Origin of the sequence: Moraxella sp. CTOTU49097, assembly GCF_032064105.1 — a bacterium.
GTDB classification, from domain to species: domain Bacteria; phylum Pseudomonadota; class Gammaproteobacteria; order Pseudomonadales; family Moraxellaceae; genus Faucicola; species Faucicola osloensis_B.
In genome coordinates, this window is record NZ_DAMBOA010000003.1 from 26962 (window position 1) to 41296 (window position 14335).

Below are 14335 nucleotides of genomic sequence, written 5' to 3' on the forward strand. Positions count from 1 at the left end.
GGATAGCGGGCGAATCATTCAGGACGCTGCAACGCAGGATTGAGATAATAGCCAATACCACGCCGAGTGAGGATAAAATCATTGCCGAGTTTTTTTCGCAGGTTATGAATATGTACTTCAATCGCGTTGCTTTCGATATCTTGCTGCCAACCGTATAGCTTATCCTCAAGGCTGGCGCGGCTATGCACCAAATTGGGATAGCTGATAAACTGCTCAAGGACGGTGATTTCTTTGGCAGTCAAATCCACCCATTTTCCTTGATAAAAAACTTGCTGCTGCTGTGGCAAGTAGCTGACATCCCCATAGCGGATTTCAGTTTGACTGCGCCCTTGGCTACGGCGAATCAAAGCCTGCAAACGGGCAACCACTTCATCTAAAGCAAATGGTTTGACCAAATAATCGTCTGCCCCAGCATTGAGACCTGCCACGCGGTTGGCAATGGCATCGCGCGCCGTAATAATCAAGACAGGCGTGTCAATCTTTTGTTGTCGCCAATTGGCTAAAATGGTCATCCCATCGCCACGCGGTAAGGTCAAATCCAATAACACGGCATCAAACACCCCTTCATGAATTGCCATTTCACCGAGTTTGGCATCAGCAAACCAATCCACCATCATGTTTTGTTGGCTCAAACCTTTGACAATACCATCGGCAATGGTGGCATCATCTTCAATCAGTAAAATTCGGGTCATGAGGGTTTTCCGTGGGTTTTATCTTATTTTTTAGCAAAGGTATTTATTGAACGGTTTTGTCACCCGTTATCATTGATTTTACCAAGTTTTGCTGTTGTAGTCTTCCCATTATAATCGCGGCTGCCACATGTAAAGGGACTAGCACCCAAAGACTATTGGCTAAAAATTCGTGAATCGCTTGGATGGTATCGTCTCCCCAAAATTGGTCGGTGGTTTGCAAATAGCCTGTGACACCCAGCGCGATAATAACGCCCCACAGCGCAAACATCATCAGCGCACCCAACGGATTGTGACCCAGATGACCTTGAAACTTATGCTGCTTGATGTCGGTCATATGCTCGCGAATGCGGGTTGGGGTAGGGAAAAAATTGCTAAATCTGGCATATTGGCTACCTATAAATCCCCAAAGCAAACGAGACACTACTAGCGCCACGACGGCATAGCCCATGTACTCATGCACATCACTACCACCTTCAGTGACGATAAGGTTGGCAAAAATACCCGCAGCGACTGCCCAATGAGTGATACGCACCCAAATATCCCAGACTTTGACGGTTTGTGCAGATTGTGGTTGTGGTAACATTGTTATTTTCCATTGTCTAAAATATCAACACGGCTAAGTTAGCCGTGTCAAGGCATAACATTGGCAAACCTACCTCAAATTGCGTTGGTTGGACGGTTTGCTTAACCTATCATTAGTCGATTTCTGATTTAACGATTTTGCCGTCTTTGGTATCAAAGTACATTTCGACTTTTTTACCACCTTTGCTTTTGCCATACATTTCATAGCAGTTGCCATCCGTTTTGAATTTTTTGATAGTAAAGCCATGTTTTTCTAGTGCTTTTTGAAAATCGGCTTGCGGGATTTGTTCATTTTTTGGGTGCGCTTGGCAGTTGGCTTCGGCAAATGCGCTGCTGGCTGATAACATAGCGAGTGCCAATAAGCCTGAGGTGATTAATGATTTTTTCATAATGCCATCCTAAGTTTTTGATAAAGTTGTCAGGTCACGGGATAAGGTTGATAATGAGGTATATCCGAGTGGCTGAGTGTATTAAAACAATCTAACCTTAACGAAAACTTAGCTAAAGATGGCGCAATAAAAATTGAAGGGAAAAATTAAAACCACTTGCAAAAGCAAAATTTTTTGGTAAAATGGCACTCCTACTTACGCAAGTAGATTGTTAGACCCTTTTAGGCATATAGCTCAGTTGGTTAGAGCACCACCTTGACATGGTGGGGGTCGTCTGTTCGAGTCAGATTATGCCTACCATATTCCAAAAGCCCCAATCACACGATTGGGGCTTTTTTATTGCAGTGATATCAGGGGTTTAGATGGTTTTTCGAGGATTGAAATTTTGACCACTTTTGTGATTTTGGGCACAGAAAAATCGCTTAAAAATCTTGTGTGCCCAAATTGCGCCTTGGTTAATTTTTGAGCAAGTAGATTTTGACCCCCACTCAAACTTAAAAGAGATGAAACTGAATTTATTTCTTTTAACTTTTATCACTCATTTTAAAAATCTTCATGCCCTGAAAAAAATCCTTTTAAGGTGTCCATGTCAAAACTGTAAATATGAGCAAGCGGAGACTCACTATCCACTTTCATTGTCATCAATGTAGATTGTTAATTTAAGATGAGGCGTAACTACCAAATTTCTCCATTAAAAAATCAATGAGAAGCTGTATTTTTTTAGCTTTAACAGGTGTCGGCAAATAGTATAAATAATTGGCAGGAAAGGTTATCCAATATTCTTCAAGTACGGGTACCAGCGCTGAATTAGTTGCTAAAGGTTCAAAGATTCGCCCTATGCCTAATCCTTGCAAAGTGGCATCTAACACTTGTTCAGAATCATTAAAAATCAGCGTGTTTTCAATGGGTTGTAGTTTATTTTCCCCATTTATCTGTAAAAATAAGGGTTCGATTCGATTACTACTCATAAAACGAAAGCCAATGATCCGATGATGTTGTAAATCATCTAAGGTCTTTGGTATGCCGTATTTGCTTGCATAGTCTAAAGAAATATACAGCCCTTGCCGAAAAGCAGGATAAATGGGCTTAGCCACGACGTTATCAGTCAAGTTATTACCAAATCTTACCCCCAAATCAAACCCTGCTTCTATCAAATCCACACTAGCATTATTAATAGAAAATTCCAAAATTATCTTTGGATAACGCGCACAAAATTCTGCATAAAAAGGTTTAAATATTAGCTCGAAATGTAGTTGTGATAAGGTGATTCGTACAAGACCACTTGGTTGTTGGTACTGATCGCCAATATGTTGCCAAGTGTTTTGTAACCTAGAAATCGGTTCTCGGGTTTGGCTGTAAAGTTGTTCGCCCGCGTCGGTTAATTGTAGTTTACGTGTTGTGCGAACGAATAAGGCAATACCAACATTACGCTCCAATGTCTTAAGCGCCTTGCTTACCGATGGTACGGTGATACCTAGCTTTTTAGCCGCATTGGTAATTGATTTTTCTTGAACAATACTATGAAAAATCAGTAATTGCCCAAAGTCAGATTGATTCATGATAGGTTCTCTATTATTGCCTTTTAGCTAATAATATTTTAGCTTATTATAGACTAATCGTTTGTGAATAAGCGTTTTATAATAGCTTTATCTTAACTCAGTCAAATAAAGGAACAAAAATGAACCCACAAAAAATTGCCGTCATCGGAGCCACAGGGTATGTTGGGAAAGCGGTGGTCAAAGAATTAGCACAACGTGGACATCAAGTTACTGCGTTTGCCCGCCATATTGATAAAGTTGAACCCCAAGGCAATGTCACCGCTGTACAAGCTGACGTGATGAGTGCTGATTTTCCACAAAAATTACAAGGGTTTGATGCCGTTGTGAGTGCATATAACCCCGGATGGACTAACCCCAATATTGGTGAAGAATTTACACAAGGTTCTCAGGCGATTATCGAAGGTGGTAAACAGGCAAATGTACCTTATCTGCTGATTATCGGCGGTGCTGGTAGTTTGTATGTCGCTGACAATAAACAGTTGATTGATACACCAGAGTTTCCTAAAGAAATCTTTGACGGTGCCAATGCAGCACGCAATTTAATCAAAGCGTTGACAGACCGTCGTGATGTAAATTGGGCGTTTATTTCTCCGCCTGCCATGCTTGGTGTAACCGCTGGTTATAGTGAAGAGCGTACAGGAGAATATCGTTTAGGTGACAACCACCTATTGATGAACGGCGATATACCTGCAGGTGTCAGTGTAGCGGATTTAGCGATTGCGATTGCCGATGATTTAGAAAATAAAGCGCATCTGCATCAGCATTTTACAGCGGCTGCTATTTGAATGTAACCGACTGACTGAATTTAACTGAATGACTCACAAGGGCAAGGCTGCTATTGTTATGCAGCCTTGCCCTTGTAAAAATTTTTTCACAATCTTTTCAATAATAACCCAGTGAAAGTCAATTTCACAAACTGCCAGGGGCTATGAGTTGAAACTGAATAATACCAAACACCCTTCAATCCTATCTTCCTTCAATTCCATCTTCAATACACCCTTCAATCCAATCTTTAAGCGTACCAAATTTGCTGCGCGTTAAATGAACCTTTTTAATTACCGCTCAGAACTGCTCTACGGATAACTGCAGTTAATCTATTCACACTTCCCTTATATATCCGCAAGCTAAAGTATCCGCATTGTAGAGCGGTTAGCAAATTCCGCTATATTCTTATCAATTATAATTATTAAGCTTTGTTATTATTCTGTGGAATAATGTCACCATTCGATGATACTTGATAGGGCTTTATAGCATTTCATATCGAAAAAAATGAAAAATTTTGAGGATAAGGACAAATTGTCCTAAATATTGCATAAGGTGTTGTAATGAAAAAAGTTTCTGCTGTACTTATTTCGGGGTTTAGTATCAGCTTGCTATTAGCAGGTTGCCAGCAAAATACCACCAAATCTGCCAATGCGGCAAACCCCAATGAAGCACAGACCAATGACAGTAAGAGTGGTGATTCAAAACCACTTGAAGAAGTGCGTATCGGATTACAAAGTTCAGGGGCATTGGTGTATTTGCGTGAAAGTAAGCTGCTTGAAAAGTCGCTCGAAAAATCAGGCATCAAAGTCAACTGGGTGCAGTTTCAATCGGGACCACCGCTGCTAGAAGCGCTAAATACCAACAATATTGACTTTGGCACCACAGGGGACACGCCACCCATTTTTGCCCAAGCCGCGGGTAGTAATTTGGTGTATGTTGCCTATGAAAAACCTTCACCCCAGTCTGAAGCCGTCATTGTCCCCGCTAATTCAACCTTAAAGTCAGTGGCTGAATTAAAAGGCAAATCTGTGGCGGTGACTAAAGGCTCTAGTGCCAACTATACCTTACTAAAAGCATTGGAACGTGACAAATTGAGTTTCGCTGACATAGATGTCAAGTATTTACAGCCATCTGATGCCCGTGCTGCCTTTGAATCAGGGAAACTGGATGCTTGGACCGTTTGGGAGCCTTATCTGTCGAGTGCCAAAATTGAGCTAAAAGCGCGAGTGTTGACCGATGCTACAGGTCTTAAGCCCAATAATACATCGTTTTATTTGGCATCAACGGATTTTGCTCAAAAACACCCCGATGTGGTTAAAGACATTGTCAAAGCCATTGATGAAGCAGATAAAGCGATTACCGCTGACCCGGTAACTTTTAGCAAAATGATTCAAAAAGTCACCAATCTAAAACCTGACGTGGCGTTAGCCTCGGTGAAATCAAGAAATTATGGTGTCAACTATATCACCGATGACATCATTCAAGCGCAGCAGCAAGAAGCGGATACTTTTTATAAAAATAAATTGCTGCCAAAACAAATACAGGTAAAAGATATTGTCTGGTATCCACCCAAGTAAACCCTATTGCTAGTAAAAACATCGCTAGTAACAAGCTAGTAAAAAAGGGTAGGTAACCTTTATGACGCTAGCTTGCACTTACTACTTTGAAGCGATATAGCCGACAGTGAAGCTTCTAACAGTTAGCTTAATAAAGATAAAGTTGCATTGATAAATTTGCAGTGAGAGATTGTTTATGAAAACGTCAAGTTTTGTTGCGGATAATTCAGTGGTAGCGGCATCAAAGCCGCTACCGACAAAACCGATAAAGGTAAATGCGCCAGTCAAGACATTGTCAACCCGCAAGGTTGTTAAAACCCTATTTGCGCGTACAGGGGGTTGGTGGTTGCCGTTACTTATGTTGGCGGGTTGGCAACTGGTAGCAAGTTTTCAATTACTGCCTGAAGCTTACCTTAAAAATATTTCGTCACCCTATGCCGTTCTTCAAGCGGGCTATGAACTCATAAAAAGTGGTGAACTTTGGCAGCATCTCGGTATTAGTGCGCTGCGAGCGTTTGCGGGGTTGTTGATTGGCGGGTTGTTTGGGTTGGGGTTTGGACTATTGACCAGCACTTTGCCTGTATTTCGCACGTTATTGGATACCACCTTTCAAATGCTGAGAAACATCCCACATTTGGCATTAATTCCATTGGTCATCGTGTGGTTTGGGATTGATGAAGCGGCGAAGGTTTTTTTGGTGGCAGTTGGCACATTTTTTCCGATTTATTTGAATACCTATCATGGCGTCCGTAATGTGGATAAACATCTGGTCGAGATGGCAAAAAGCTATGATTTAACAGGTTGGGCATTGTTTAAAGAAGTGATTTTACCTGGCGCATTGCCGAGCATTTTGGTAGGGGTGCGTTTTTCATTGGGTATTATGTGGCTGACGCTGATTGTGGCGGAAACCATTTCGGCTACCACAGGCATTGGGTATTTAGCCATGCACGCTCGCGAGTTTTTTCAGATTGATATCATTATGTTTTCAATCTTGGTTTATGCATTATTAGGGTTTTTAGCCGATTTTATTGCCAAAAAGCTTGAGTTTGTTTGGCTCAAATGGCACCCCGCTTACCAACAAGGAGCACACTAATGTCAGCACCATTGTCAGCGTCATCCAGAACGCCATCAAAAACCTCAGCAGGATTGGCTTTAAGCTTAACCAATGTGGTCAAAAAATTTGACAATCGAGAAGTCATTAAAGACCTAGATTTGCACATTCAAAGTGGTGATTTTATCGCTATTGTCGGGCACAGTGGCTGTGGCAAATCAACGTTGCTGCGTTTACTTGCTCAGTTAGAAACGGCGAGTAGCGGGGAGTTGACAGCCATGTCAATTGCCAATCAAGCAATGTCGCCTCAGGCATGGCGACAATCTACGCGGCTGATGTTCCAAGATGACCGATTATTGCCTTGGAAAACGGTACTGGAAAATGTGGGGCTTGGGCTAAAAACGCCAGACTGGAAAGCGCAAGCGTTAAAAGCGTTAGCAGAGGTCGGCTTGGCAGAGCGGGCGGATGATTGGCCATCGGCATTGTCCGGGGGACAAAAGCAGCGAGTGGCTTTGGCTAGAGCGATTATTCATCGTCCCCAGCTGTTACTACTTGATGAGCCATTGGGGGCGCTAGATGCGTTAACCCGTCTTGATATGCAGCAACTGTTGGTCAAATTATGGCAAGAACATCGATTTACGGTGATTTTAGTGACCCATGATGTCAGTGAAGCGGTCATCACTGCTGATAGGGTGATTTTAATTGAACAAGGCAAAATTGGACTAGATTTGCCAATCTTATTGCCCCATCCCCGTAATAATATGACCAAAACTGCGCCACTTGAGCAAATTGTGCTGGATAAAATTTTAGCGGTGCATTGAGTCTCTCCATCGGTCAATGGCAAGCCACTGACACCTTTTATTGAGCAAAAGCCCATTAAAAAATTAATGGGCTTTTTTAACGATAAACTTAATTGATTTGATTTTCTCTGTCTAGGGTCTAGGCTAGTCAAAGCTTTGCTCAGCGCTTTTATGGGTGCTAAGTCAGTCAGTAAAAACCACTTAAACATTATGCGGTCACAGTACCGCCTGTTAGCAGAATTTCTTATGTTCATATCAGTTATGGTTATTAAGTGTAATCAATAATTTATGGAATAATGCCTTTTTTATTTGATGCAAGTGCTATATCAATACTGGGAGAAAGGAGCGTGCGATCATGAAATTTTTAAAAAATGAGGATAATTGGTCGGTTGTACTGGGACTATTTATTGTGGTGGTGATTTGCACCTTGTATATATTGCAAATACCTATCACCAACTTAAATGTCAAAATAAAACCTTGGTCAGACTTTAGTGAGTTATTTAACCTAGTTAGCCATTCAATCCTAGGACTGCTAAGCTTAGCGATTGGTTTTGGGTTATTGCTATTTTTGGGTGCCAAATCCGCGCAACCTGAAATAAAGTTACCCCCATTTTTAGCCAAATTTATCTTATTGTTTTTGATGGCGGCGGGCGTTTTGATTTTAAGCAGTAATAAAGTCGTCAAAGCATGGCAACTAGAAAGTCCTTTAGTAGCCTTGTTCATTGGTCTGTTACTTGGCAATTTTACCTCAATTGCTGATAAATTAAAGGAAGTGCTGAGAACCGAATACTATGTCAAAATTGGTATTATTTTAATGGGGGCAACCTTACCCTTCACTACGATTTTAAAAGCGGGTCCGGCCGCCATTGTGCAAGCCTTAATTGTTTCGGTTGTGACTTTTTCTACCATTTATTTCGTAGCAACAAAAGTATTCAAGCTTGATAACCGATTTGCAGCGACCCTTGGGGCAGGTGGCTCGGTGTGTGGGGTGTCAGCGTCGATTGCCATTGGCGGTGCCTGTAGAGCCAAGCATGAGCATGTGGCCGCGTCAATTTCGTTGGTCATTGTATGGGCGGTAATTATGATTTTTGCGCTGCCATTTGCTTGTAAGTTGTTGGATTTGCCACCTGCGATTGCCGGTGCCTGGATTGGAACGTCTGAATTTGCAGACGCGGCTGGTTTTGCAGCGGTTGAAGCGATTGGTAATGAGTCTGCTACCCAAGCTTTTACCTTAATGAAAGTGGTAGGCCGAGATATGTTTGTTGGATTATGGGCATTTTTGGCAGCTTATTTATCGGTCACTGTCTGGGAGCGTGCTTCAACGAACGAGCGAATTGATAAATCAGAGATTTGGCGTCGATTTCCTAAATTTATTATCGGTTTTTTTATTGCCTCAATCATCACTACCTTATTTGTATTGATTGCACCCAACGCTGAAGCCTTTAATAAACAAGCATTGGGTCTTATCAAAGACTATCGCGGTTGGTTTTTTACCTTAACGTTTTTATCCATTGGTATGACAACGCGATTTAAAGCATTGGCAAGTGTGGGCATTAAACCTGTACTTGCGTTTACAGCGGGTGTTTTGGTCAATCTACCGCTGGGCTATTGGCTCTCTAATCATGTGTTTGCAAACTATTGGATAAATTTATGATTACCCAATCAACCACTATCAAAAGTCAAATCCCATTGCCAAAGACGGTGTTAGCACAATTTGGCTTTAGCAATCATTGCTCCCAAGCCGTCTTTGATACATGGGAGTTAAAAAAAGCCCTCAAAGCAGCGGGTATCGATGAAAATCAATATCAGCTGACAGTAAATTATCACCGGCAGTGGGGATATTTTTGATGGTTTGAAAAAACCTATGGCAACAAATTAGCTTTGTTATTAATTTGAAATTTATCTAACAATTTACCTGTTGGTCTAAGCCCTGATATAAGCCCATTAAAAAATTAATGGGCTTTTTTATGTTCACCCAATCAATCAAATGACATATTGCTCATCACATTTCTTGCTATAGATAGCAAAATATCTTGGTTATCTTTGCGAAAAAAAATCTTTACCATGGTGCCTTATTCAAGCATTTAGCGGTAAGGAATTAGCATGACGGATTTTAATCAGCCACTTGATAAATATGCCCCAGCGCAACGCATTGTCACTGATGAGCAAGCCATTCAAGCTGCCAAGCAAGTGGCGGATTTTGCCCTCATCAAGCGCGACGAGCGCGACCAACAGCGGCAATTGCCTTTTGCAGTAATGGATCTATTTAGCCAAACTGGGCTTGGCGGCATACGTATTCCCAAACAATATGGCGGCGCCGAAGTGTCAAATCGCACCTTGGCAGACGTCTTTCGTATTTTGAGCAAAGCCGATGCCAATATTGGATTGATTCCACAAAATCAAATCAGCCTACTCAATATCATCAACATCATCGGCAATGACAGTCAAAAACGCTTTATTTTTGGCGAGATTTTGTCAGGCAGTCGCTTAGCCAATGGCGGGCCAGAACGTGACACCAAAGACAGCAAAACCTTGGCAACGACATTGACCATTGCCAACAATGGTTACTATGTTAACGGGGAAAAATTCTATTCAACAGGCAGCAGTTTTGCCGATTACTTGGCGATTAAAGCCTTACACCCAGCGGGTCATGTGGTACTCACCATTATTGATAAAGCCGCAACCGGCGTTGAGGTGGTAGATGATTGGGATGGTTTTGGACTGCGTACCACCTCAAGCGGCACGGTCAAACTCAACCAAGTCAAAGTCCTACCTGAGCTAATTTTTGATGAGCGCTTGCTCAGCGATGCACCGACGTATCGTGGGGCTTATTCTCAGCTGATACAAGCGGCGATTGATGTCGGCATTGCAGAAGGGGCGTTTGAAGACACCTTAGCCGTGGCAAAAAAAGCCCGTCCCATTGTCGATGCCAAAGTCGAAGCTGCGCGCTTTGAGCCGTATTTGCTACAAGTAGTGGGAAAGTTAAAAGTACGCTTGGATGCGGCTACCCTATTACTGCAAGAAGCGGCTGATTATTTGGATGCGCTGGATAGATTGGATTTTGTTACCGCAGAAGAAGCAGCACTCGCGTCTATCAAAGTGGCAGAAGCCAAAGTATATGCCAATGACGCCGCTCTCACGATTTCTGAAAAACTGTTTGAAATTGGCGGTAGTCGTTCATCACTTAGCGAGCATGGCTTGGATCAGCATTGGCGAAATGCCCGCGTGCATACTTTGCATGACCCCGTGCGTTGGAAGTTACACGCGTTGGGCGATTATTACTTAAATCACAAATTGCCCAACCGTCATGCTTGGATTTAAAAAGTAAGGAAAACACCATGTCAGATACCATCACCCGCCCAGTAACAGATGCTCATGCTTCAGTAGTCAAACCTGCGCCCGTCGCCCATATCATCAAGTCGGACAACGAAGCATTAGAAATCGCCTATCAGCTTGCCCAATCGTTTAAACAAGCGCGTATAAAACGAGACCGCGAACGACTATTACCCTTTGCAGAAATTGAAAGCTTGAGCCAATCAGGGTTATGGGCAATCACCGTGCCAAAACGCTTTGGCGGCGCTGATGTATCAAGTTGGACCGTCGCTCAAATCATTGCGCTATTAAGTGGTGCAGATGGGGCGATTGGGCAAATTCCGCAAAATCATTACTATGCGTTAGAAGTATTAAAAAACACGGGGACAGAAGCCCAGCAGCAACGCATTTTTGCTGAGGTATTACAAGGGGCGCGGCTAGGCAATGCGCTGGCTGAGTTTAAGCCCAAAAATGCCGTTGATAAAACCACCAAACTCACTTCAACGCTAGGCGGTTATCTAATCAATGGCGAAAAATTTTACTGCACAGGCAGTCTTTTTGCACACCGTATTCCGACTTTGGTAAAAGATGACAACGACCGCGAATTTTTGGCATTTGTGCAGCGAGACGCCAAAGGTCTCACGCTGATTGATGATTGGCAAAGTTTTGGTCAACGTACCACAGGCTCAGGCACGGTCTTATTTGACCAAGTTTTTGTGGATAAAGATGATGTCATTGCTTTTGATAAAGCCTATCAAAACCCAACGGTTTGCGGGCCGTTTGCCCAGCTGTTGCACGCCGCCATTGAGACAGGTATTGCACGTGGGGCGTTTGAAGAAACCTTGGTACAAGTGCGGCAAGCTCGTCCTTGGATTGATTCGGGCGTGGATAAAGCCACCGATGACCCACTCACGCTATTGCAAATTGGGCGCAGTGCGGCAGATGTGCGAGCGGTGGAGGTGTTACTCAAACACGCTGCCAAAACCATCGATGCCGCTCGTCCAACGCCCAATGAGCAAAATATTGCCCAAGCGTCATTGGCAGTCGCTGCAGTGCGCGCATTAAGCACCGAAGTGGCACTAAAAACCTCCTCACAACTCATCGAGCTGGCAGGCAGTCGCGGTAGCCAACGTGACAAAGGGCTAGACCTGTATTGGCGAAACGCACGGGTGCATACCTTGCACGATGCGGCACGGTGGAAATACTACTTTATCGCCAATTATGCACTCAATGGGGTATTGCCGCCACGACGAGGGACGTTGTGATGGATGAGACGGTAAAAAAAGAAAATAACCCGCCAAAGCCGATTATTCTCAACGCCTTTGATATGAATTGCGCTGGGCATATCAATCATGGTTTGTGGACGCACCCAAGGGATGAATCTTATCGATTCAATGAACTTAGCTATTGGACAGGCTTGGCAAAAACCTTGGAGCAAGGGCTATTTGATGGGTTATTTCTGGCGGATATCACCGGGTGTTATGACGTTTATCAACATAACATCGATGTGACCCTTAAAGAGTCGGTGCAATTGCCAAGCCATGACCCAACCACCTTGGTGTCTGCCATGGCGTCGGTGACCGAGCATTTGGGCTTTGGTATCACGGTGAATTTAAGTTATGAGACGCCTTATCAATTTGCTAGACGTATGGCGAGTCTAGATCACTTAACCCAAGGTCGTTTGGGGTGGAATATCGTGACAGGGTATTTGGACAGCGCTGAGCGATTGATTGGTAATCAAGGGCTAAAGGCGCATGATTTACGCTATGAGCAAGCGGATGAGTTTTTACAGTTGTGCTACCAGTTCTGGGAAGGTTCATGGCAAAACGATGCCGTCAAAATAGACAAACAGGCGCGCATTTTTACTGACCCTGCCAAGGTAAAAGCGATTCACCATCAAGGGCGTTTTTACCAAAGTGATGGGGTTTTTCAAGTGATGCCGTCTATTCAGCGCACGCCTGTGTTATTTCAAGCAGGGGCATCAGCTAAAGGTTTGGCATTTGCCACCCACCATGCCGAGGCGATTTTTATTGGGGGTGGTGAAAAATCAGCGATTAAACGGCAGGTGGAGACGATTCGCCAGTTGGCAAAAGCACAGGGTCGCGAGCCCAATGATATCAAAATACTGATGGGGATAACGGTAGTGACTGACGAGCGTCACGACCTTGCCCAAGCAAAACTGGCAGAGTATGAAGGCTATGCCAGTAGCGAGGCAGGATTGGCACATTACTCAAGTTCGGTGGGGATTGATTTATCACAGTATGCCGATGATGAGGTGATTGCCTACCAACAAACCAATAGCATTGCGTCGGTAAACCAGCGCTTTCAGCATCAGCAGGTTACCAAAGCGCAGCTGATAGCCGAGCATCGGTTGGGGGGGCGCTATCCGCTAATCGTGGGGGATGGCCGCGAGGTGGCTGAGGCATTGATAACCTGGGTCGATGAGACAGGAGTTGATGGTTTTAACGTCACTCGCACGGTCACGCCTGAGTCTTACGAGGACTTTACCCAGTATGTCATTCCTGAGCTACAACGTCGTGGACGCTTCAAAACCGAATACAAACAAGGCAGTCTACGCCACAAGCTTATTGGCAAAGGTGAGCGGTTATCCGGTTCACACCCAGTGCAAAGTTTTCGATGTTAAGGGCTTGTTTAGACGACATTTTTCAGTGTTATTAATTTTATATATTTTAAGCAGCTATTTTTAAACAATTATTTTTAAGGAGCTATTATGGCAATCGCAGCGAAACATCGTGCTACTGTTTTAGGGGTAACCATCATTGCTGTCTTGGTGTTTCTGAGTGGCTGGGCGTTTTACAATAAAAGCCAAGCATCAAACGTCACCAAAGACAATCCGTTAACCATCGGTATCAGCCCACCTTTTGCCAATCCACTGAAGGAAGCAGTCGCAGCGGCGAAACAGCAAGGTATCAACGTTAAATTGGTCGAGTTTACGGATTGGAATACCCCAAATGTAACACTTAACAGTGGCGACATCGATGCCAATTATTTTCAACATCAGCCGTTTTTAACCAATGCGCTCAAACAGCATCCCGAGTATAAGCTATCGGCTTTGGATAAAGGGATTGCCACCCATGTCGGTTTGTATTCTAAAAAATACCAAAACCTAGCGGCACTGCCGACGCGTGCCCGTGTGGTGGTGCCAAATGACCCTGTTAATCAAGGGCGAGCGCTACTACTGCTGCAACAGGCAAAATTAATTGGGCTAAAAGACCCAAATAATTTTCTGTCTAACTTAAACGATATCAGCAGCAATCCAAAACAATTGCAGTTTGTTGAAGTCGAAGGGCCGCAGACCGCCCGAGCGGTTGATGATGCTGATTTGGTATTTAGCTACCCGCATTATTTGCGCTTAGCCAAAACCATTGACCCTAATCAAGCCTTAATCCTTGATGACACCACCAACAACCGCTATGCGATTTTATTTGTCACCCGTGATGATTTTGCCCAAAAAAATCCTGAGCGAGCCGAACAGCTGAAAAAATTTATTCACATTTATCAAACTTCCCCTAACGTAAAACAAGTGCTAAATAAAGAAATCGGGGGAAAACTTTGGTTTCCAGGTTGGACCTCGTAATGCGTTAACAAGTTTTAGCCATAACAATTAG

14 protein-coding genes and 1 tRNA gene are annotated in these 14335 nt (G+C 43.5%); 11 read left to right on the forward strand and 4 right to left on the reverse strand.

Features of this window, described 5'->3' with window-relative positions; all coding sequences use genetic code 11:
- Positions 1-14: 14 nt before the first annotated feature.
- From RT064_RS02835 to RT064_RS02845, 3 genes are all read right to left on the reverse strand, one after another.
- Complete coding sequence (locus tag RT064_RS02835) at positions 15-692, reverse strand: response regulator (RefSeq protein ID WP_007117116.1); 678 nt, start codon at positions 690-692, stop codon at positions 15-17.
- Positions 693-735: 43 nt separating this feature from the next.
- Positions 736-1275 carry a cytochrome b/b6 domain-containing protein gene (locus RT064_RS02840; RefSeq protein ID WP_313061229.1) on the reverse strand — a complete coding sequence of 180 codons (540 nt, stop codon included), beginning with the start codon at positions 1273-1275 and terminating at the stop codon, positions 736-738.
- A 112-nt stretch (positions 1276-1387) separates the two neighbouring features.
- Positions 1388-1663, reverse strand: a complete 276-nt coding sequence (locus tag RT064_RS02845) for a PepSY domain-containing protein (protein ID WP_076776395.1) — start codon at positions 1661-1663, stop codon at positions 1388-1390.
- 223 nt (positions 1664-1886) lie between these two features.
- On the opposite strand from RT064_RS02845, the gene RT064_RS02850 reads away from it, so the two are divergent.
- A tRNA-Val gene (locus RT064_RS02850) sits at positions 1887-1963 on the forward strand.
- A gap of 359 nt (positions 1964-2322) precedes the next feature.
- Here RT064_RS02850 and RT064_RS02855 read toward each other — a convergent pair.
- Entirely contained in the window at positions 2323-3222 is a 900-nt protein-coding gene (locus tag RT064_RS02855; protein ID WP_313061232.1) for a LysR family transcriptional regulator, read from the reverse strand.
- Between the two features lie 119 nt (positions 3223-3341).
- Here RT064_RS02855 and RT064_RS02860 point away from each other — a divergent pair, with 119 nt between their 5' ends.
- The 10 genes from RT064_RS02860 to RT064_RS02905 all read left to right on the forward strand — a co-directional run bounded on the left by RT064_RS02860 (position 3342) and on the right by RT064_RS02905 (position 14304).
- Positions 3342-4007 carry an NAD(P)-dependent oxidoreductase gene (locus RT064_RS02860; RefSeq protein ID WP_313061235.1) on the forward strand — a complete coding sequence of 222 codons (666 nt, stop codon included), beginning with the start codon at positions 3342-3344 and terminating at the stop codon, positions 4005-4007.
- A 540-nt stretch (positions 4008-4547) separates the two neighbouring features.
- Positions 4548-5564 (forward strand): aliphatic sulfonate ABC transporter substrate-binding protein, encoded by a 1017-nt coding sequence (locus RT064_RS02865; protein ID WP_313061238.1) that lies wholly within the window; start codon positions 4548-4550, stop codon positions 5562-5564.
- A 175-nt stretch (positions 5565-5739) separates the two neighbouring features.
- Positions 5740-6636 carry an ABC transporter permease subunit gene (locus RT064_RS02870; protein WP_313061240.1) on the forward strand — a complete coding sequence of 299 codons (897 nt, stop codon included), beginning with the start codon at positions 5740-5742 and terminating at the stop codon, positions 6634-6636.
- On the forward strand, positions 6636-7415 hold the full coding sequence (locus RT064_RS02875; protein ID WP_313061242.1) for an ATP-binding cassette domain-containing protein: 780 nt from the start codon (positions 6636-6638) through the stop codon (positions 7413-7415). Before RT064_RS02870 ends, RT064_RS02875 begins: the two co-directional genes overlap by 1 nt.
- A gap of 334 nt (positions 7416-7749) precedes the next feature.
- Positions 7750-9048, forward strand: a complete 1299-nt coding sequence (locus tag RT064_RS02880) for a YeiH family protein (protein WP_313061245.1) — start codon at positions 7750-7752, stop codon at positions 9046-9048.
- A complete protein-coding gene (locus RT064_RS02885; protein ID WP_007117079.1) occupies positions 9045-9242 on the forward strand; it encodes a hypothetical protein in 198 nt (65 codons plus the stop codon). The genes RT064_RS02880 and RT064_RS02885 overlap by 4 nt, the downstream gene beginning before the upstream one ends.
- 255 nt (positions 9243-9497) lie before the next feature.
- Entirely contained in the window at positions 9498-10715 is a 1218-nt protein-coding gene (locus RT064_RS02890; protein WP_201665688.1) for an SfnB family sulfur acquisition oxidoreductase, read from the forward strand.
- A 17-nt stretch (positions 10716-10732) separates the two neighbouring features.
- A complete protein-coding gene (locus RT064_RS02895) occupies positions 10733-11971 on the forward strand; it encodes an SfnB family sulfur acquisition oxidoreductase (RefSeq protein WP_313061248.1) in 1239 nt (412 codons plus the stop codon).
- Positions 11971-13350 (forward strand): LLM class flavin-dependent oxidoreductase, encoded by a 1380-nt coding sequence (locus RT064_RS02900; protein ID WP_313061251.1) that lies wholly within the window; start codon positions 11971-11973, stop codon positions 13348-13350. Before RT064_RS02895 ends, RT064_RS02900 begins: the two co-directional genes overlap by 1 nt.
- An 87-nt stretch (positions 13351-13437) precedes the next feature.
- Positions 13438-14304 (forward strand): MetQ/NlpA family ABC transporter substrate-binding protein, encoded by an 867-nt coding sequence (locus RT064_RS02905; protein WP_313061252.1) that lies wholly within the window; start codon positions 13438-13440, stop codon positions 14302-14304.
- Positions 14305-14335 lie beyond the last annotated feature (31 nt).